This is a genomic window from Rhodoferax sp. (assembly GCF_034519335.1).
GTDB lineage: Bacteria > Pseudomonadota > Gammaproteobacteria > Burkholderiales > Burkholderiaceae_C > Allorhodoferax.
In genome coordinates this window covers 1-17,627 of record NZ_JAXHOL010000031.1, presented here as the reverse complement: position 1 = coordinate 17,627, position 17,627 = coordinate 1, and the positions used below count along the sequence as shown (strand labels likewise).

The 17,627-nt window shown below is 59.5% G+C and carries 18 protein-coding genes; 7 read left to right on the top strand and 11 right to left on the bottom strand.

What is annotated here, in order from left to right; all coding sequences use genetic code 11:
• Positions 1–223: hypothetical protein (locus U5O12_RS13795; protein ID WP_322579197.1), on the top strand; the 223-nt coding region annotated here is incomplete at its 5' end.
• 192 nt (positions 224–415) lie between these two features.
• The gene (locus U5O12_RS13790; RefSeq protein WP_322579196.1) at positions 416–3,037 is read left to right on the top strand and encodes a molybdopterin cofactor-binding domain-containing protein; all 2,622 of its coding nucleotides are present in this window, start codon (positions 416–418) and stop codon (positions 3,035–3,037) included.
• Between the two features lie 17 nt (positions 3,038–3,054).
• Here the strand turns inward: U5O12_RS13790 and U5O12_RS13785 are convergent, their stop codons facing one another.
• Complete coding sequence (locus tag U5O12_RS13785; RefSeq protein WP_322579195.1) at positions 3,055–3,504, bottom strand: META domain-containing protein; 450 nt, start codon at positions 3,502–3,504, stop codon at positions 3,055–3,057.
• Between the two features lie 405 nt (positions 3,505–3,909).
• Here U5O12_RS13785 and U5O12_RS21185 point away from each other — a divergent pair, with 405 nt between their 5' ends.
• Entirely contained in the window at positions 3,910–4,308 is a 399-nt protein-coding gene (locus tag U5O12_RS21185; RefSeq protein ID WP_416221491.1) for a phosphatase PAP2 family protein, read from the top strand.
• Here the strand turns inward: U5O12_RS21185 and U5O12_RS13775 are convergent.
• Complete coding sequence (locus U5O12_RS13775; RefSeq protein ID WP_322579193.1) at positions 4,294–5,214, bottom strand: NAD-dependent epimerase/dehydratase family protein; 921 nt, start codon at positions 5,212–5,214, stop codon at positions 4,294–4,296. The two genes, U5O12_RS21185 and U5O12_RS13775, sit on opposite strands and share 15 nt — an antisense overlap.
• Positions 5,215–5,258: 44 nt before the next feature.
• On the opposite strand from U5O12_RS13775, the gene U5O12_RS13770 reads away from it, so the two are divergent.
• Entirely contained in the window at positions 5,259–6,311 is a 1,053-nt protein-coding gene (locus tag U5O12_RS13770) for a CDP-6-deoxy-delta-3,4-glucoseen reductase (protein WP_322579192.1), read from the top strand.
• Positions 6,312–6,329: 18 nt separating this feature from the next.
• Here the strand turns inward: U5O12_RS13770 and U5O12_RS13765 are convergent, their stop codons facing one another.
• The 9 genes from U5O12_RS13765 to U5O12_RS13725 all read right to left on the bottom strand — a co-directional run bounded on the left by U5O12_RS13765 (position 6,330) and on the right by U5O12_RS13725 (position 15,744).
• Positions 6,330–6,716 (bottom strand): hypothetical protein, encoded by a 387-nt coding sequence (locus tag U5O12_RS13765; RefSeq protein WP_322579191.1) that lies wholly within the window; start codon positions 6,714–6,716, stop codon positions 6,330–6,332.
• Between the two features lie 168 nt (positions 6,717–6,884).
• Positions 6,885–7,604 carry an ABC transporter ATP-binding protein gene (locus tag U5O12_RS13760; RefSeq protein WP_315473505.1) on the bottom strand — a complete coding sequence of 240 codons (720 nt, stop codon included), beginning with the start codon at positions 7,602–7,604 and terminating at the stop codon, positions 6,885–6,887.
• A gap of 9 nt (positions 7,605–7,613) precedes the next feature.
• Positions 7,614–8,384 (bottom strand): ABC transporter ATP-binding protein, encoded by a 771-nt coding sequence (locus tag U5O12_RS13755; RefSeq protein WP_322579190.1) that lies wholly within the window; start codon positions 8,382–8,384, stop codon positions 7,614–7,616.
• Positions 8,385–8,444: 60 nt separating this feature from the next.
• On the bottom strand, positions 8,445–9,530 hold the full coding sequence (locus tag U5O12_RS13750) for a branched-chain amino acid ABC transporter permease (RefSeq protein ID WP_322579189.1): 1,086 nt from the start codon (positions 9,528–9,530) through the stop codon (positions 8,445–8,447).
• Positions 9,531–9,543: 13 nt separating this feature from the next.
• A complete protein-coding gene (locus tag U5O12_RS13745; RefSeq protein WP_105260009.1) occupies positions 9,544–10,473 on the bottom strand; it encodes a branched-chain amino acid ABC transporter permease in 930 nt (309 codons plus the stop codon).
• A gap of 223 nt (positions 10,474–10,696) precedes the next feature.
• Positions 10,697–11,992: a replication-associated recombination protein A gene (locus U5O12_RS13740; RefSeq protein ID WP_322579188.1), complete on the bottom strand. Its 1,296-nt coding sequence runs from the start codon at positions 11,990–11,992 to the stop codon at positions 10,697–10,699.
• Positions 11,993–12,001: 9 nt separating this feature from the next.
• Positions 12,002–12,631, bottom strand: coding sequence for an outer membrane lipoprotein chaperone LolA (gene lolA / locus U5O12_RS13735; protein ID WP_322579187.1), 630 nt, complete (start codon positions 12,629–12,631; stop codon positions 12,002–12,004).
• A gap of 67 nt (positions 12,632–12,698) precedes the next feature.
• Positions 12,699–15,023: a DNA translocase FtsK gene (locus U5O12_RS13730; RefSeq protein ID WP_322579186.1), complete on the bottom strand. Its 2,325-nt coding sequence runs from the start codon at positions 15,021–15,023 to the stop codon at positions 12,699–12,701.
• A gap of 46 nt (positions 15,024–15,069) precedes the next feature.
• Positions 15,070–15,744, bottom strand: coding sequence for a Crp/Fnr family transcriptional regulator (locus U5O12_RS13725; protein ID WP_322579185.1), 675 nt, complete (start codon positions 15,742–15,744; stop codon positions 15,070–15,072).
• 136 nt (positions 15,745–15,880) lie between these two features.
• Between U5O12_RS13725 and trxB the strand changes: the two genes are divergently transcribed.
• The 3 genes from trxB (at position 15,881) to rpmG (ending at position 17,583) form a co-directional block, all read left to right on the top strand.
• Positions 15,881–16,834, top strand: a complete 954-nt coding sequence (trxB, locus tag U5O12_RS13720; protein WP_322579184.1) for a thioredoxin-disulfide reductase — start codon at positions 15,881–15,883, stop codon at positions 16,832–16,834.
• Positions 16,835–17,165: 331 nt separating this feature from the next.
• Positions 17,166–17,399, top strand: coding sequence for a 50S ribosomal protein L28 (rpmB, locus tag U5O12_RS13715; protein ID WP_076198760.1), 234 nt, complete (start codon positions 17,166–17,168; stop codon positions 17,397–17,399).
• A 13-nt stretch (positions 17,400–17,412) separates the two neighbouring features.
• Entirely contained in the window at positions 17,413–17,583 is a 171-nt protein-coding gene (gene rpmG, locus U5O12_RS13710) for a 50S ribosomal protein L33 (RefSeq protein ID WP_029707149.1), read from the top strand.
• Positions 17,584–17,627 lie beyond the last annotated feature (44 nt).

Sequence of the window (17,627 nt, the reverse complement as noted above, 5' to 3'; positions counted from 1 at the left end):
AGTTACAACAGCAGGCGAAGGTACCAAGCGGGTCTTCCTGACCGCGTTCAATGCTGAAAAATTTACAGTCCAGCGCCATAATCAAATACATCGATCATGCCCAGTAGGAATTGAGAGACCGGGACCAAAACTTGCCAGCAAGTGCGTCATTCGAGGTCCGTTCAGCGGGACGATGCGTTTGAAGGTCGCAAGACGTCTGACATTTTTGCCTGGGGAAGCGTAAATGCCTCGAGATTACCCTGTGAGCCCATGACAGCTACACTTGGCGGCGCCCCCCCCCGAGATGCGGACAACAGAACCCAAGGAGCAAACATATCCGGAAATGATCAATGGCTAGTCACCAGCAGCCGACGCTCAACGACATACCGCCTGGAAGCAGCAGGCGCGATACTCGAACAGCCGACTGAACACCACGGTGTGCGGCAACGAGAAGCCGCACCAGCACGTGGATGGCCAAGCTGTGCGCTCCTGCGTCATGCCGGTCTCCGCCGTAGTGGGCCAGAAGATCACCACCATCGAGGCCCTGGGCAGCCCTGACAAGATGCACGCCCTGCAGGCCGCATGGATTGCCGAGCAAGTGCCCCAGTGCGGCTACTGCCAGAGCGGCATGCTCATGGCAGCCGCCGCCCTCTTGGCCCGCAAACCCAAGCCCACCGATGCCGACATCGACGAGGCCATGACCAATATCTGCCGCTGCGGCACCTACCAGCGCGTGCGCGCCGCCATCCACCGCGCGGCGGAGCCAGCCCCAAGGAGCCGCAGCATGAAGCGCCGCACCTGGCTATTGAGCGCCTTGGGCGCCACCGGCGCCTTGGTGGTGGGTTGGGGCGTGATGCCCGCCCGCTCCCGCATGGGGAGCCCGGAATTAATGTTGCCCGAAAGTGGCGAAGTGGCGCTGAACGGCTGGATCAAGGTGGCCACCGATGGCACCGTGGTGCTGGCCATGCCACGCAGCGAGATGGGCCAGGGCATCCACACCGCCCTGTCCATGCTGGTAGCGGAAGAGTTGGACCTGCCCATGGCCAAACTGAAACTGCAACAGGCAGGGCCCGACACGATTTACGGCAACGTGGCCATGCTCACCGCCAGCCTGCCTTTCCACCCGCTGGAGTCCGAGGGGGGCAACCCACCTACCAAGGTGAAATTGGGTGAATGGTTTGTCGGCAAGCTCGCACGCGAGCTGGGAATCAATGCCACAGGCGGCTCGTCCAGCGTGGCTGACGCTTGGGTGCCCTTGCGCACGGCAGCGGCAACGGCGCGTGCGGCGCTGCTGGAGTCAGCGGCCAAACAGTGGCAAGTGCCGGCGTCTGACCTGCGCATTGCCGCCGGGGTGGTACAGCATGCCTCGGGCAAGTCAGCGCATTTTGGCGAGCTGGCTGCAGGCGCGGCGGGCGTCAACCCCAAGAATGTGAGCCTCAAGGCCCGCGAACAATGGACCCTGCTGGGCAAACCCACACCGCGTGGCGACATTCCCGCCAAGACCAACGGGACGGCCCAGTTTGGCATTGACGTGCGCCAGCCCGGCATGCTGTTTGCGGCCCTGCGCTTGGCGCCGCAAATCGGCGGCAGTGTCAAAGCGTTGGACACCCAAGCCGCCCTGGCTCTGCCCGGTGTGCACAAGGTCGTTCCCCTGGACGCCTTGGGTGGCTCCACGGCAGGTTTTGCCGTGGTGGCCCAAACCACCTGGCACGCCCGCCAAGCCGTGCAGGCGGTACAAGCGCAATGGGCAGCACCGTCCCATGGAGCCCTGAACACCCAAGCCATTGAAGCCCGGATGCAGGAGGCACTGAAAGCCGAAGAAGGTTTCGCCTTTTACGAGAAAGGCGATGCCAGCCAAGCCGAAGCGTCGGCTGCCAAATTGGTGGAGGCTAGCTACCAGGCCCCCTACCTGGCCCATGCCACCATGGAGCCGATGAACTGCACCGCCCAGGTCAAAGATGGCAAAGTGACCGTATGGGTGCCGACCCAGGTGCCCGAAATGGCACGCGCCATAGCCGCCAAAGTAGCCGGTGTGGATGCCAACGATGTGCTGCTGCATGTCACGCTGCTGGGCGGAGGCTTTGGGCGCCGGCTGGAGGTGGACTATGTAGCCCAGGCCGTGCAGGTCGCCATGGCCTGCGATGGCAAGCCCGTACAACTGCTGTGGCCGCGCGAGGAGGACATGACGCACGACTTCTACCGCCCCATGCATGTGGCAGATTTGCGCGCGGCCATCGACAGCACAGGCCAAGTCAGTAGCCTGCGCATCAAGTCGGCAGGTGACGCCATCAGCCCGCGTTGGATGGCCCGCGGGCTGCCCGCCCTGTCGGGCCCGGTGGACATGCCGGACAAAACCACCGCAGAGGGCCTGTTTGACCTGCCCTACGGCTTTGCCCACCAACACATGGCCCATGTGGCCACGCTGATGGAGGTGCCTGTCGGCTTCTGGCGCTCTGTAGGCCATTCGCACAATGCGTTTTTCTCGGAAAGTTTTATCGACGAACTAGCTGCAGCCACCCAGAAGGACCCTTTGGGATTCCGGCTGGTTTTGCTCAAAGACGCACCGCGCTACGCCGCCGTGCTGCAACTGGCGGCCGACAAAGCCCGATGGGGTAGCGCCCTGCCCAAGGGGCATGCCATGGGGGTGGCCATGCACGAATCGTTTGGCTCCATCGTGGCCGAGATTGCCGAAGTGTCCCTGCAAGAAGGCATACCGCGCGTGCACCGCGTGGTATGTGCCATTGACTGCGGCACCGTGGTCAACCCCGACACCGTAGCACAGCAAATGGAGAGTGCAGTGATCTTTGGACTGAGTGCCGCGCTCTACGGCAAGATTGACATCCAAGATGGCGTGGTGCAGCAGAACAATTTTCCGACCTACCCCATGGTGCAATTGGCACAAGCGCCCAAAGTGGAAACCTACATCGTCCCCAGCACACGGGCACCAGGTGGGGTTGGGGAACCTGGCTTGCCGCCTATTGCGCCCGCGGTGGCCAACGCAGTGTTTGCGCTGACAAGCCAACGACAGCGTCGGCTACCTTTGGTGACAGCGGCCTAATGACGCGCTATACACGGTCAAGGTGACTTTTTGGAGAAACGGGCCAACTGTTGGCCCGAAACGTCCTGCAGCACCAACTCTCCGTCGATCAGCCGCACCATACGTGCCGATTCCAATACCTTAAAAAAACGGTCCTCTTGGCCACCTTGCGGGAGGGCCATGCACAAGCGCCCCGTCGCCGCCAAACGCCCGACCTGTAATGCGCCTTGGTTCACCACAGCACGGCCCGCAAAACCGTTGCAGCCGCCAGTGCCGGCGATTTGCTCGGCAGATAACCAACGCAGGCGCGGTAGCGGCTCTACCAATGCCGTCACGCCGTCGATCTGGCTTGCCACCCATTCGTTGCCAACCAGTGCAGCGCCGGACGCTGGCGCCGCCCTGAACGAGGGCGTTGGGACTGCGCAGGCAGACAACACTACCGCCAGCCATGCAAACCCGGACCACCGACAGAAAGTGAGTAAAGCCATACGGATACAAGGTAATGAAGGGGCACCCATCTTAATCACTCCGACAATTGCATCACAATCATCGACTTTCCTCCCCCGATGAAGCTGACCATGCCCCCAGAGACCGCGAGCCAGGCTCCACACACACCCCGTCTGTTTTTCGTGGTTTTGGCACTTTCGGTCGCAGCCGCCATGGTGCCAACGATCTGGCCTGCCGCAGACTTGGCATTGGCAGCACTGTTTACCGGCGCGTCACCCACCATCGCCTCTGCTGACTGGTGGTGGGTAGTGGATATCAACCTTTATGTTCCCGCACTGTTTCGCATTGGCCTTGCCGTCTGCTTTGTGGCCTGGCTCGTCGTGACATTTGGCAAACGCTGGAAAGTTTGGCGTCTGCCACTGGCGTTTGTGGTGGTAGCCGGCATCATGGGGCCGGGCGTGGTGGTCAATGCCGTATTCAAGGAACACTGGCAGCGTGCCCGTCCCTACCAGGTGGAGCACTTTGGCGGGGAGCAACAATTCACGCGCGCAGCAGTCATCACCGACCAGTGCAACAACAACTGCTCCTTTGTCAGCGGGCACGTTGCTTGCGGATTCTTCTTCACCACCTTGCTGCTGATACATCGCCGCCGCCAAACGCTGTGGGCATTGGCAGGCACCGGGGCGGGCCTGGGGATTGGCTTTGCGCGCATGTCAGACGTGGCGCACTGGTTCAGCGATGTGCTGTGGGCCTACCCCATCACCCTGGTCACAAGTTGGTTGGTTTGGAAGGGCTTGGTGCACGCCTACCGCTGGCGTGACAGACGTGCATCAGGCGCCGGATAACAACCCAGTCTGCACGGTGGGATAGCGCAACTGCAAACGGAGTTCTTGTGCCATGCGCGTGTTGACGAGCCGCCTCGATTCATCCATGAAGCTCAGCAGCATCACCGGCAGCAGCTCACGGGCGCTGGTGCGCGACACCCTGGGTGGGCGCGACAAACCATATAGGTCGGCGGCTAGGTCGAAGTAGTCACCCATTTTGAGTTCCGACTCGTCGCTCACGTTGTACAAGCGCTGAGGCCGGCCCAACCACAAGGCACGCCAGCAGGCGCGGGACAGGTCATCGGCATGGATGTGGTTGGTGTACACATCTTCAGCCGGCAACAGCACGGGCGTACCCTTGGCCAGACGGGCCTGCGGTGTGCCACCCTCCCGGTCTGGCGCGTAAATACCCGGAATCCGCAATACCGACACCCGCAGCCCACTGCTGCGCCCCCAAAAGCGCATGGCGTACTCAGCCTGTACCCGGCGCTGGGCTCGGGGTGTCTGGGGCGCCAGGGCACAGGTCTCGGAGACCCAATCGCCCTGACGATCTCCATACACACCACTGGTGGAGGCATACACCACGCTGACCGGCGCACTGCGGCAGCGCAACACGCGCGCCAATGCCAAGGCACGGGGATCCGTCCAACCTTCAGACGGGGGGGGCGCCAAATAAACCACCCGGTGGGCAATCCCAGCCAAACGACGCAAGGTATGGGGTTTGTCCAAATTGCCTTGCAGCGGCGTCGCACCCATTGCGCGCAGCACGGGGACACGTTGCGCAGAGGAAGTCAGTGCCATCCACCGAGCCTGTGTGCGCTGGGCCTTGAGCATACGCACACCGATGTCACCACAGCCCAGCACCAACACCCGCTCTTTGCGAAAGCGGGAGGGCAAGGCACCGAGAGGAGATTGGTTTGAAGGCAAAATTGAGGGCTGATGACTTGAGAGCCCCCAAGGATACCCAAAAGATGACCGTTCACCCTGCCAGCCACGCCGCATTCACCATCACAGTAGAGCCCAGCGGCCGAGTGTTTACCGCGGACTCCGACGAAGCCATTTTGACCGCTGGCATACGGCACGGCATTGGCTTACCCTACGGTTGCAAGGACGGCGCGTGCGGTTCCTGCAAATGCAAAAAAATCAGGGGCGACGTCTTGCATAGGCCTTACCACGCCAAAGCGCTGAGCGTGGAAGAGGCAGCGCAAGGCCTGATCCTGACTTGTTGCGCAGTACCCCTGAGTGATGTGGTTCTGGAGTCGCGCCAAGTGACCGAACAAGGTGCTCTGCCCATCAAAAAAATGCCCACACGCGTGACAACGATGACGCGTATGTCCGACGACGTTATGGTGTTAAACCTGCAACTACCGGCCAATGACAGTTTTCTGTACCGCGCCGGCCAGTATGTGGAATTTATTCTGCGCGATGGCGCACGCCGCAGCTACTCGATGGCCAACGCTCCCGGTCAAGGCAATGCGCTGGAGCTGCACATCCGCCACATGCCCGGAGGCAAGTTCACCGACCATGTGTTTGGCGCCATGAAGGAAAAAGAAATCCTGCGCATCGAGGGTCCGTTCGGCTCCTTCTTCCTGCGTGAAGATTCCGAGGCTCCTCTGGTATTTCTGGCATCCGGTACTGGCTTCGCCCCGATCAAGGCACTGCTGGAGCACATGCAGGAGCACGACATGCAGCGTCCGGTAACTGTGTATTGGGGCGGGCGGCGGCCGGCCGATTTGTACATGGACGCATGGTTGCGCGCCCAACAGGCGCTAATGCCCCAGCTACGCTACGTGCCAGTGGTATCTGACGCGCAACCCGAAGACGCTTGGGTGGGCCGTACCGGCTTTGTACACCGTGCGGTGCTGGATGACATGCCAGACTTGTCGGGCCATCACGTGTATGCATGCGGAGCCCCCATTGTGGTGGAGTCCGCCCGCAGGGACTTTACCCACATGGCAGGGCTGCCTGAGGACAATTTCTTTGCCGATGCATTTACCTCCGAAGCAGACAAGTCTGCTTCGTGAGGGGAACACATCGTTCGTTCAAGAGCCCGATTGCGAAGGGCGGTGTTTGCGATCACGCTTGCCGTTGTGGTTGAGATCGGTTTGACCATCGTGTTTTTGCTGGCGAATCTCTTTGCTTTGGGCTTGCTGCAGGTGCCCAATGCGCTTGCGCTCCTGGGCCGTTACCACGCCATCCGCAGCGGCTTTCGCTTGGGCGTGATCCACCAGAGCATCTTCGCGGTTCAGGCGTTTGGCCTCGTGGGGCGTCAGCTGGCCGGATTTTGTGCCCTGCTCCACACGCTTCTCCATATTGGCCTCGCGTTGGTCGATCTTGGGCGTAGCGAGTGGATCTTTGGGCGTAGTCTGCGCAAAAACTGCGCCGGAAGCCAACAGCACCAAACTGGTCAGCAAAGCATGAACTTTCATCGTGAACTCCTGGGTTGTGCATGGAAAAACTCCATGCGCTTACAACGCAGGCCACAACGACTGCTCTGACATCGGCAATGCAAAGCCAAGTAACAAGGTGTAGCTTGGCAAGATTGCCTCGCTACACCTGCGTGGATTCCGGAGCAGTCTCCGGAAGCTGAAGCGGGTTTACTCGCCGAGGTAGGCGGCACGCACCTTGGGATCGGTCAACATGTCGGCAGCGTTGCCGGTCATGGTGACGATGCCGGACTCCATCACGTAACCACGGTTGGCAATGGACAGCGCGCGGCTGGCGTTTTGCTCGACCAGCAGCACAGTCACGCCCTGGGCGTACACGTCTTTCACCACTTCAAAAATCTTGTCCACCATGATGGGGGACAGACCCATGGAGGGTTCGTCCAGCAGCAGCACCTTGGGGCGGCTCATTAGTGCGCGGCCCATGGCCAGCATCTGCTGCTCGCCACCCGACATGGTGCCGGCCAGCTGGTCCTTGCGTTCACGCAGGCGCGGGAAGATGGTGAACATCTTTTCCATATCCGCCGCAATACCATCCTTGTCGTTGCGGATGTAGGCACCCATCTGCAGGTTTTCGATGATGGTCATGCGGGTGAACACACCGCGACCTTCCGGCACCATGGCCAGGCCTTGCTTCACCAAGTCCCAAGGGCCCTGGCCCTTGATGCTTTTGCCGAGGTATTCGATATCGCCCGCATTGATGGGCAGGGTACCGGTGATGGCCTTCATGGTGGTGGTCTTGCCAGCACCGTTGGAGCCAATCAGGGACACCAGTTCACCTTCGTGGACTTCGAAATCCACACCTTTGACGGCCTGGATGCCGCCATACGAGACCTTCAGGCCTTTAACTTTGAGCAGAGTCTGGGTTGTCATGCTATTTCCTTAGTGGCCGCTCGTGCCCAAGTAGGCCTCAATCACTTTTTCGTTCTTCTGCACTTCGGCAGGGGTGCCCTCGGCAATTTGTTTGCCGTAGTCCAGCACCGTCACACGGTCGCACAGACCCATCACCAGCTTCACATCGTGTTCGATGAGCAAAATGGTACGGTTGTCATTGCGGATACGGTCAATCAGCTCGCGCAGCATGACCTTCTCGGTCGCATTCATGCCAGCGGCGGGTTCATCCAGTGCAATCAGTTGCGGGTCGGTGGCCAGGGCACGGGCGATTTCCAGGCGGCGCTGGTCGCCATAGCTCAGGGTGCGGGCCTTGTAATCGGCAAACTTGCCAATGCCCACATAGTCCAGCAGCTCTTGTGCACGCTTGGCAATGGCAGCCTCTTCGGCCTTGAAGCCGGGGGTACGGAACACCGCACCCAGCAAACCAGAGTGGGTGCGGATATGCCGACCCACCATCACGTTTTCAAGCGCAGTCATTTCCGCGAACAAGCGGATGTTCTGGAAGGTACGCGCAATACCGGCTTTGGCCACGGTATGCACTGCGGTAGGCTGGTAGGCCTTGCCGGCCAGCTCAAAGCTGCCACTGTCAGGCGTGTAGAGCCCGGTCAGCACGTTGAAGAAGGTGGTCTTGCCGGCGCCATTGGGACCGATCAGGCCGTAGACCTGGCCGCGTTCGATCTTGATGCCGACGTCGCTCAGGGCTTGCAAACCACCAAACCGCTTGGAAACGCCGGAGACGTTCAATACTGTATCTGTCATGTTGGATTCCATTCAGTGGAGGGCAGCTCCAAGCGCATACGCCGGGCTGCCCTGCAAGGTTCAGGTTTTGGCGTTTTGCAATGATTTGCCGTGCTCAGGCGCAGGCCACAGGCCGCGGGGGCGCAGCAGCATCACGCTGATCATGGCCAGGGCGATGAGCAGTTGACGCAGAATGGAAGCATCCAGACGGCCACCGGTCATGGCTTGCAAAGGCCCTGCCACATAACGCAGCACTTCAGGCAGGGCGGATAGCAAGATCGCGCCCAAAATGACACCGGGCAAATGGCCTACACCACCCAACACCACCATAGCCACAATCATCACCGACTCCATCAGGCTGAAGGATTCGGGCGAAATGAAACCCTGGAACGCAGCAAACATGGCACCAGACACACCACCAAAAGTAGCGCCCATGCCGAAGGCCAGCAGCTTGGCATTGCGGGTGTTGATGCCCATGGCTTTGGCAGCAATTTCGTCTTCACGAATTGCCATCCAGGCACGGCCCACGCGGGACAGCTCCAGTCGGTGACAAATGATCACACTGACCACCACCAAAGTAAGGAACAGGTAGTAATACAGCGTGACGGACGAGAGCTCGTATCCCGCAATGTTGAGCCGTTTGCCCAAGCTGATGCCAAAAAACTGGATCGCGTCGATCTGTCCAATGCCCTTGGGGCCGTTGGTGATGTTGACGGGGTGGTCCAAGTTGTTCAAGAACACACGGATGATTTCACCAAAGCCCAAGGTCACGATGGCGAGGTAATCGCCACGCAGACGCAAGGTAGGGGCACCCAGCAAGATGCCCAACACACCGGCCAAGGCTGCCGCTAGCGGAATCACGACCCACAACGGGGTGTGCAACCCATTGGGGAACATGGCGGCAATGGCAGGGAAGGTTTCTGGCAAATGGGGTGAAGCCATCAGACCAAACATATAGGCACCAATGGCGAAGAACGCCACGTAACCCAGATCGAGCAGGCCCGCATAGCCGACCACGATGTTCAGGCCCAAAGATAGCAGCACAAACAGCAGCGCCATATCGGCAATACGCACCCAGGCGTTACCAAAACCTTGCAATACCAGCGGCAGAATCAGCAAACCTGCTGCAGCCACCAGCATGGTGATCAGTCGTTTTTGAGAATTCATGTGTTGGGTCTCCTTAGGCACGATCGGCTACACGCTCACCCAGCAAGCCGGAGGGGCGCAGTGTCAACACGATGATCAGAACAACGAAAGCAAAGATGTCGGAGTAATGGCTGCCCAATACACCGCCGGTCAGTGCACCGATGTAACCGGCACCAATCGACTCGATCAGGCCCAGCAGAATGGCGCCGACCACGGCACCGGCCAGGTTGCCGATCCCACCGAACACAGCGGCGGTAAAGGCCTTGAGGCCGGGCAAAAAGCCCATGGCGTGCTGTGCGGTACCGTAGTTGGACGCATACATCACACCGGCAATGGCGGCCAGCACGGCACCAATGATGAAGGTGGCGGAAATCACCATGTCAGGCTTCACGCCCATCAGACCCGCAACACGGGGGTTCTCGGCCGTGGCGCGCATGGCGCGGCCCAGCTTGGTGTAGTTCACCAACCACATCAGCAGTGCCAAAGACACAGCCGTCACACCCAGAATCATGACTTGCGTTGGGGTGATGACCGCACCGGCAATATCAATGGGGGTGTTGGGCAAGAGCGTCGGGTAGGACTTGTAATTGGGCTTCCAGATGATCATCGCCAGCGTTTGCAGCAAGATGGACATGCCGATGGCGGTGATAAGCGGGGCTAGTTTGGGACTATTCCGCAGAGGGCGGTAAGCCACCTTCTCAATGACGAAGTTGAGGGTAGCAGCGACCACGCAGGCAATGATGAGGGCCAGGAACAGGATGATGAAGCCCGGGGTACCGGGCATCGCATCCTGCATCAGGCCAATCATGGTCCAACTGGTAAGAGCCCCCACCATCACGACTTCGCCGTGGGCAAAGTTGATCAGGTTGATGATGCCGTACACCATCGTGTAGCCCAACGCGATGAGCGCATACATGCTACCTAACACCAGACCGTTGATGATCTGCTGTATCAAAATATCCATAGAAAACTCCGTTGTTCTTGTGTGCGAACGGCATGGCCGTTAACACTGGTGGCGTTAGACCATCGAAAGCAATAAGCCTGCCACGTCAGGTTCACTGGCGGTGCAGGCCAAAGCAGTGCCGCGATTCTAGCGAGGTCGCGCTGGGGGGGGCTCGGGGCCGCGGGGTGGGTTTACCCTTGACTGCCATGCCGATTTGGCAACTCATGGCGCATTTCATGCACTATTAGTTTTTCTTCTGATTGCGCGCTTTGAGCTCGCGCAGCTTCTCACCAATACGAATCTCCAGCCCGCGCTCCACGGGCCGGTAAAACTGCGCATCAGCCATGCCGTCCGGCAGATACTGTTCACCCGCTGCAAAGCCCCCTTCTTCATCATGCGCGTAGCGGTAGCCCTTGCCGTAGTCCAGCTCTTTCATGAGTTTGGTAGGCGCATTGCGCAGATGCATGGGCACGGGGCGCGTGCCATCTTTCTTTACAAATGCCTTGGCTTCGTTGAACGCCTTGTAAACCGCATTTGATTTGGGAGCTACGGCCAAGTAAATCACGCATTCGGCTAGTGCCAACTCACCCTCTGGCGTGCCCAGGCGCTCGTACACGTCGGCCGCGTCCAGCGCCATGCGCAGCGCGCGCGGGTCGGCCAGGCCTATGTCTTCGGCTGCCATACGGATCAGGCGACGCGCCATGTAGCGTGGGTCAGCTCCGCCGTCGAGCATGCGCACAAACCAGTACAGCGAGGCATCGGGATCCGAGCCTCGCACGCTTTTGTGCAGGGCCGAGATGGTGTCGTAAAACTGCTCGCCGCCCTTGTCGTAGCGGCGCATACGCTCGCCCAGCACCTTGAGCAGCCAGACGTCGGTGATCTCACCCACCTTCTCCTGCACCGCCGCCACAGCCAGCGTTTCCAACGTATTGAGCAGGCGCCGGGCGTCCCCATCGGCGTAGGCAATCAGGCGATCAGACGCTACGGTTTCGATAGCTGGTAGCGCAGACTCCACCTGGGCCCGGGCCACTATTTGCTTCAAATTGTCAGCATCCAGCGGCTGCAGCACATACACCGCGGCGCGGGACAGCAACGCAGAGTTCACCTCGAAGGAGGGGTTCTCAGTGGTGGCACCAATGAAGGTGAACAGCCCGCTCTCTACATGCGGCAGAAACGCGTCCTGCTGGCTTTTGTTGAAGCGATGCACTTCATCCACAAACACAATGGTGCGGCGCTGCTCCAGCCCGTCGCGGGCGTGCTGGGCCTGCTCGACGGCCTCCCGGATATCCTTGATACCACCCAGCACCGCGCTGATGGTGATGAACTGCGCGTCAAACGCATCGGCCATCAGCCGCGCAATCGTGGTTTTGCCCACGCCTGGCGGCCCCCACAGAATGCAGCTGTGTGGCTGGCCCGACTCGAACGCCAGGCGCAGCGCCATACCCTCGCCCAGCAAGTGCTGCTGACCAATCACCTCACCCAGCGTTTTGGGGCGCAACAGCTCGGCCAGCGGCTGGTGTTTGGATGGCGACGATGCCATGGGATGCCCTTACTGGCGCACCACGTCCGCGCCAGCGGGTGGCTTGAACTGGAAGGCGCCCGAATCCAGCGCGGCGTTGGGCTGAAAGCCCACAAAATTCAGCACCGAGCGCTGGCCAAAGCTGTCCAGAATCTCCAGCACCGCCAATTGGTCTTGTTTAAAACCCACACGCACCTGCTGCAACTGGCTGTCCTTGGCTTTGGGTGTGCCTTGCACCCACTGCAGGCCGTCCTTGTCGGGCGCGTCGGCCAAGGCAAAGTCGGCTTGCAATGCTTTCAGGTCGGGCGCCGCTGCAATCAGCGCGGCGGGCGTAGAGCCCAGTGCGGATGACTGCTTGCGCGCGGTCACCTGGTTCAGGTCTACATCAAACAACCAAAGCGTTTGCCCGTCGGCCACGATGGTTTGTTCGAACGGCTTTTTGTAGACGAACTTGAAACGGCTGGGTCGCGCAAATTCAAAGCTACCGCTGGACACCTTGCTGCGCGCAACTTGCCCTTCCTTGGCGGGGGAGGTCACCACCTGCGAAAACTCGGCTTTCCCGCTCTTCACCGTCTTGACGAAGGCTTCCAAGCTTTCCAGACCTCCAGCCCTCGCCGATATTGCGCAAGCAGCTATCAAAATAAGAGCAATGTGTTTCATCTTAGTTCGTCATTGGTCGGTTGGGGTCAGTGCACATTCGCTTGGCAAAGTGGTCTACCCCGCCAGCTCACTCACTTCGGGCTGGCACCAGAATTTCACGTTGGCCGCTACCACTCATGGCACTCACCAGACCGGCTTTTTCCATATCTTCCACCAGCCGTGCGGCGCGGTTGTAGCCGATCTTGAGGTGGCGTTGCACCAGCGAGATGCTGGCCTTGCGGTTCTTGAGCACCACCTCCACCGCTTGGTCGTACATCGGGTCTTTTTCGCCACCTGCATCGCCACCGCCCTCGCCGTCTTCGCCGTCCACCGTGCCGCCTTCCAGCACGCCGTCGATGTAGTCGGGCTCACCCTGGCTCTTGAGGTAGCTGACCACGCGGTGCACTTCCTCGTCACTTACGAAGGCACCGTGCACGCGAATCGGCAGGCCGGTACCGCTGGGCATGTAGAGCATGTCACCCATGCCCAGCAAGGCTTCGGCGCCCATTTGGTCCAGGATGGTGCGGCTATCGATCTTGCTGCTCACCTGGAAAGCAATGCGGGTCGGAATGTTGGCCTTGATCAGGCCGGTGATCACATCCACGCTAGGCCGCTGGGTGGCCAGAATCAAATGGATCCCCGCAGCGCGCGCCTTTTGCGCCAAGCGCGCAATTAGCTCTTCAATCTTCTTGCCCACCACCATCATCAGATCGGCTAGTTCGTCGATCACTACCACGATGTGCGGCAGACGGTTCAGCGGTTCGGGGCTCTCGGGCGTCAGGCTAAACGGGTTGTAGATGAACTCACCCTTGGATTTGGCATCGTCGATCTTGACGTTGTAGCCTGCCAGGTTGCGCACACCCATCTTGCTCATGAGTTTGTAGCGCTTCTCCATCTCCGCCACACACCAATTCAAGCCGTGCGCGGCCTGGCGCATGTCTGTCACCACTGGTGCCAGCAAGTGCGGAATGCCTTCGTACACCGACATTTCCAGCATCTTGGGGTCGATCATCAGCAGACGCACATCGCGCGCCTCCGCCTTGTAGAGCAGCGACAGAATCATCGCGTTGATACCCACCGACTTGCCCGAACCCGTGGTACCCGCTACCAGCACGTGCGGCATCTTGGCAAGATCGGCCACGATGGGGTTACCAATGATGTCTTTGCCCAAACCCATGGTCAGCATGGACTTGGCTTCGTTGTAGACCTGCGAACCCAAAATCTCAGAGAGCTTGATGCTTTGGCGCTTGGCGTTGGGCAGTTCCAGCGCCATGTAGTTTTTGCCAGGGATCGTCTCCACCACGCGGATGGACACCAGGCTCAGCGAACGCGCCAAGTCCTTGGCCAGGCCCACGATCTGCGAGCCCTTCACGCCCGTGGCCGGCTCGATCTCGTAGCGGGTGATCACTGGGCCAGGCTGGGCCAGCACCACGCGCACTTCCACGCCAAAGTCCTTGAGCTTCTTCTCGATCATGCGGCTGGTCATTTCCAGCGTCTCGGGCGCCACAGTTTCCTGGCGCAGTTGCGCACCGTCGAGCAAATCGACCTGTGGCAGCTTGCTATCGGGCATTTCACTGAACAAAGGCTTCTGGCGTTCCTTGGCCACGCGCTCACTAGGCGGCAACTCCACCATCACAGGCTCAATCACCACCGGCGCGGGCGTTTGGTAGTGAACCACGGCCTCCTCGCGCTCTTCCAAAAATACTTCTTCACGCTCCCGCACAGCCAGCTGGCCCAGCTCTCGGTCCTGTGCGGCTTCGATCTTTTCGCGACGCGACTCCAACAGCCCATCCAACAAGGCACCAATGCGTTCGGCCGTGCGCATCCACGAGAAACCAAACACCATGGCCGAACCCAGCACGCCCAACGCAATGGCCACCAAGCCCGCCCCGGCGAAGCCCAACCAGCGCAGTGCCCACGGCCCCACCAACTGCCCGAGCGCCCCACCACTGCTACCGGGCAAAAAAGCCTCCAAGCGGTAGAGGCGTGACCACTCCAATGACGTACTGGCACACAAAAGCAAAAGCAACCCGACCACCACCCACGCGCCATGCGTGGTTTGCGAAGAAGCGGCATCACTCCTACCCTCGCCACGCATACGACTCGCCAGCAAAGACAACCAGATGCGCCAGCCTGCAGCCACACACCACCACACGGAGAAGCCCAACACGAAGTAACTGACGTCGGCCATCCAAGCACCCAAGCGGCCAACCTGGTTGTGCATGGCCACGCCAGTACCAGACGTCGACCATGCCGGGTCTTGCGGCGAGTAACTCAAAAGCGCAATTAGCCACAGCAGCAGGGCAACAAAGCCTGCGACCAAGGCGATTTCATTCACGAAGCGTGCAGCCCCCGATGCCGGCGGAGACGCATCTTGAGGGGAAGAATTCAATGTATGCAGTGAATAGGTCATTTAGTCGGCTGGCACATCACCAGCATCTACCGGTTTGGCGCATGGTTCAGCGCGGCGTGGAGCGCCGCTCCCACACACGCATACCACCATCCTTGAGCGTTTTTACAAAGCCCTGCTCTTCAAAGTCTTTCATGACTCGGCTCACCATCTCACGCGAAGCTCCCACCATCTTGGCCAAATCCAAGCGCGAGATTTTTTCACGGATCATCAATTCGCCATTCTCATTGGGCTCTGCAGTATCCAACAGCACATTGGCCACACGGCCATACACCCCCATGAGCGCCAATGAAACGATCTTTTGGTCTGCATTTCGCAAGCGCTGGACCAGCCCCCGCATGACGGCAGAGGCAATAGCTGCGTTTTCACTGACGCAGCGGGCGAAATCGTCGCGCCCCAAGACCAGCACGTCCATTTGGGTGTCCGCCACCACCGTCGCCGAGTGCGCCTCGTTGTCTATCAGGCTCATCTCGCCAATATAGTCACCGGCCTTCAGCGTAGCCACAATCACCTCGCGGGCCTTGCTGTCAGTCATCACCACATGCGCCCTGCCCGCCAATATCAAAAAAAGGGCATTGGACGTTTTGCCTTGCTCCACCACATTCGCTCCGCGCTTGAAGCGCTCCTTGGCCACATTGGCCGCGAGGGAATCGACTTGGGCAGACGTGAGCATGGCGAACAGGGGCACCCTGCGTATCAATTCCTGGTTGCTCAGCATTGCCATTTGGAGGGTCTCTGAATTGTGAAAGCCGGTTTCTTACAATCGATGCGTTCGATACAAAGCGGTCCTTGATTCACCAAGGGCCGCCCCGAAATGTACACGGCCAGCCACCCGGCTTTCCGACCACAAAGGTTACAACATGTCCTCTACCAAACACGCCAAGGTTTTGATCTTGGGATCTGGCCCCGCCGGCTACACCGCAGCGGTCTATGCTGCCCGTGCCAACCTCAACCCGGTCCTGATCACGGGCATGGCCCAAGGCGGCCAACTCATGACCACCACGGAGGTCGACAATTGGCCTGCAGACGTGAACGGCGTGCAGGGGCCGGAACTCATGCAACGCTTTCTGGAACACGCTGAGCGCTTCAAGACCGAAGTGGTGTTTGACCATATTGGTGCCGTAGACCTCTCCAAGCGCCCTTTTACGCTGACGGGCGACAGTGGCACTTACACTTGCGATTCGCTGATCATCTCCACCGGTGCCTCAGCCAAGTACTTGGGCCTGCCATCCGAATCCGCCTTCATGGGCCGCGGAGTTTCCGGCTGCGCTACCTGCGATGGCTTCTTCTATCGCAATGAAATCTGCTGTGTAGTGGGTGGTGGCAACACGGCTGTCGAAGAGGCTCTCTACCTCTCCAACATTGCCAGCAAGGTTTACCTCGTGCACCGCCGCGACAAATTCAAGGCTGAGCCGATTTTGGTAGACAAGCTCATGGAAAAGGTAGCCGCGGGCAAGATTGAGCTCAAGACCTTCAAAACCTTGGACGAGGTACTGGGCGACGCTTCAGGCGTGACGGGTATCCGCCTCAAGAGCACGACCGATGGCAGCACCGAAGACATCACCCTCAAAGGTTGCTTCATCGCCATCGGCCATTCGCCCAATACCGATATCTTCCAAGGGCAACTGGAACTGGAAAACGGTTATATCGTGACCCAGGGCGGCCTGAAAGGCTTCGCCACTCAAACCAGCATACCTGGTGTATTCGCGGCTGGAGATGTGCAGGACCATGTGTACCGCCAAGCTATCACCAGTGCGGGCACAGGCTGCATGGCTGCACTGGACGCCCAGCGCTTCTTGGAACAACAAGAATAAAGCCCCCCCCACACCAGCGCCTACGCTCGGATTGCGAGGCCCGCGGGGACTCATTTTGGCTTCGCCGCACACCATGAAGCATGGGGCGGCCCCCGTGGAAATCGGCGTCTAGCCGCAAAACTCGCGCTTGGGCTATAATCCAAGGCTTTGCTGAGTTCGCCCCGTGAGGGGCTTGCCTATTCAGGGCGCTCTGTGAGTTCCGCCAATAGCCTTGGCGGGGGGTTACCGCCACCCTTTTTCATGGCGAGGTGAGGTTTGAGCGAGATCGGACAGGTTTGTTTTTCAAACCGTTTTGATCGTCAGTGAAAACCGTTTCTATCGGAGTGTCCACATGGCACGCGTATGTGAAGTAACGGGCAAAGGCCCAATGACGGGGAACAATGTTTCCCACGCCAACAACAAAACCAAGCGCCGGTTCCTGCCGAACCTGCAATACCGCCGTTTCTGGGTCGAGACCGAAAACCGCTGGGTGCGTCTGCGCATTTCCAACGCCGGTTTGCGTCTGATCGACAAAAACGGTATCGATTCTGTGCTCGCCGATTTGCGCGCACGTGGTCAAGCTTAAGGAGTAGAGCACCATGGCAACCAAAGGCGGACGCGAAAAAATCAAGCTGGAATCTACAGCTGGTACCGGTCACTTCTACACGACCGACAAGAACAAGAAAACCATGCCCGAGAAAATGCTGATCAAGAAATTTGATCCCGTTGCTCGCAAGCATGTGGACTACAAGGAAATGAAGCTGAAGTAATTCAGGTTCTTCTGGTCCCGAAAAGCCCGCCTCGTGCGGGCTTT

What these genes read in the sequence shown, in the direction of transcription:
- U5O12_RS13755 (WP_322579190.1), bottom strand. Translation starts at nt 8,384, where the DNA reads ATGACAGATACAGTATTGAACGTCTCCGGCGTTTCCAAGCGGTTTGGT.
- U5O12_RS13725 (WP_322579185.1), bottom strand. Translation starts at nt 15,744, where the DNA reads ATGGCAATGCTGAGCAACCAGGAATTGATACGCAGGGTGCCCCTGTTC.
- U5O12_RS21185 (WP_416221491.1), top strand. Translation starts at nt 3,910, where the DNA reads ATGGGGCCGGGCGTGGTGGTCAATGCCGTATTCAAGGAACACTGGCAG.
- U5O12_RS13760 (WP_315473505.1), bottom strand. Translation starts at nt 7,604, where the DNA reads ATGACAACCCAGACTCTGCTCAAAGTTAAAGGCCTGAAGGTCTCGTAT.
- U5O12_RS13770 (WP_322579192.1), top strand. Translation starts at nt 5,259, where the DNA reads ATGACCGTTCACCCTGCCAGCCACGCCGCATTCACCATCACAGTAGAG.
- U5O12_RS13730 (WP_322579186.1), bottom strand. Translation starts at nt 15,023, where the DNA reads ATGACCTATTCACTGCATACATTGAATTCTTCCCCTCAAGATGCGTCT.
- U5O12_RS13745 (WP_105260009.1), bottom strand. Translation starts at nt 10,473, where the DNA reads ATGGATATTTTGATACAGCAGATCATCAACGGTCTGGTGTTAGGTAGC.
- trxB (WP_322579184.1), top strand. Translation starts at nt 15,881, where the DNA reads ATGTCCTCTACCAAACACGCCAAGGTTTTGATCTTGGGATCTGGCCCC.
- U5O12_RS13740 (WP_322579188.1), bottom strand. Translation starts at nt 11,992, where the DNA reads ATGGCATCGTCGCCATCCAAACACCAGCCGCTGGCCGAGCTGTTGCGC.
- rpmB (WP_076198760.1), top strand. Translation starts at nt 17,166, where the DNA reads ATGGCACGCGTATGTGAAGTAACGGGCAAAGGCCCAATGACGGGGAAC.
- U5O12_RS13785 (WP_322579195.1), bottom strand. Translation starts at nt 3,504, where the DNA reads ATGGCTTTACTCACTTTCTGTCGGTGGTCCGGGTTTGCATGGCTGGCG.
- U5O12_RS13765 (WP_322579191.1), bottom strand. Translation starts at nt 6,716, where the DNA reads ATGAAAGTTCATGCTTTGCTGACCAGTTTGGTGCTGTTGGCTTCCGGC.
- lolA (WP_322579187.1), bottom strand. Translation starts at nt 12,631, where the DNA reads ATGAAACACATTGCTCTTATTTTGATAGCTGCTTGCGCAATATCGGCG.
- U5O12_RS13750 (WP_322579189.1), bottom strand. Translation starts at nt 9,530, where the DNA reads ATGAATTCTCAAAAACGACTGATCACCATGCTGGTGGCTGCAGCAGGT.
- rpmG (WP_029707149.1), top strand. Translation starts at nt 17,413, where the DNA reads ATGGCAACCAAAGGCGGACGCGAAAAAATCAAGCTGGAATCTACAGCT.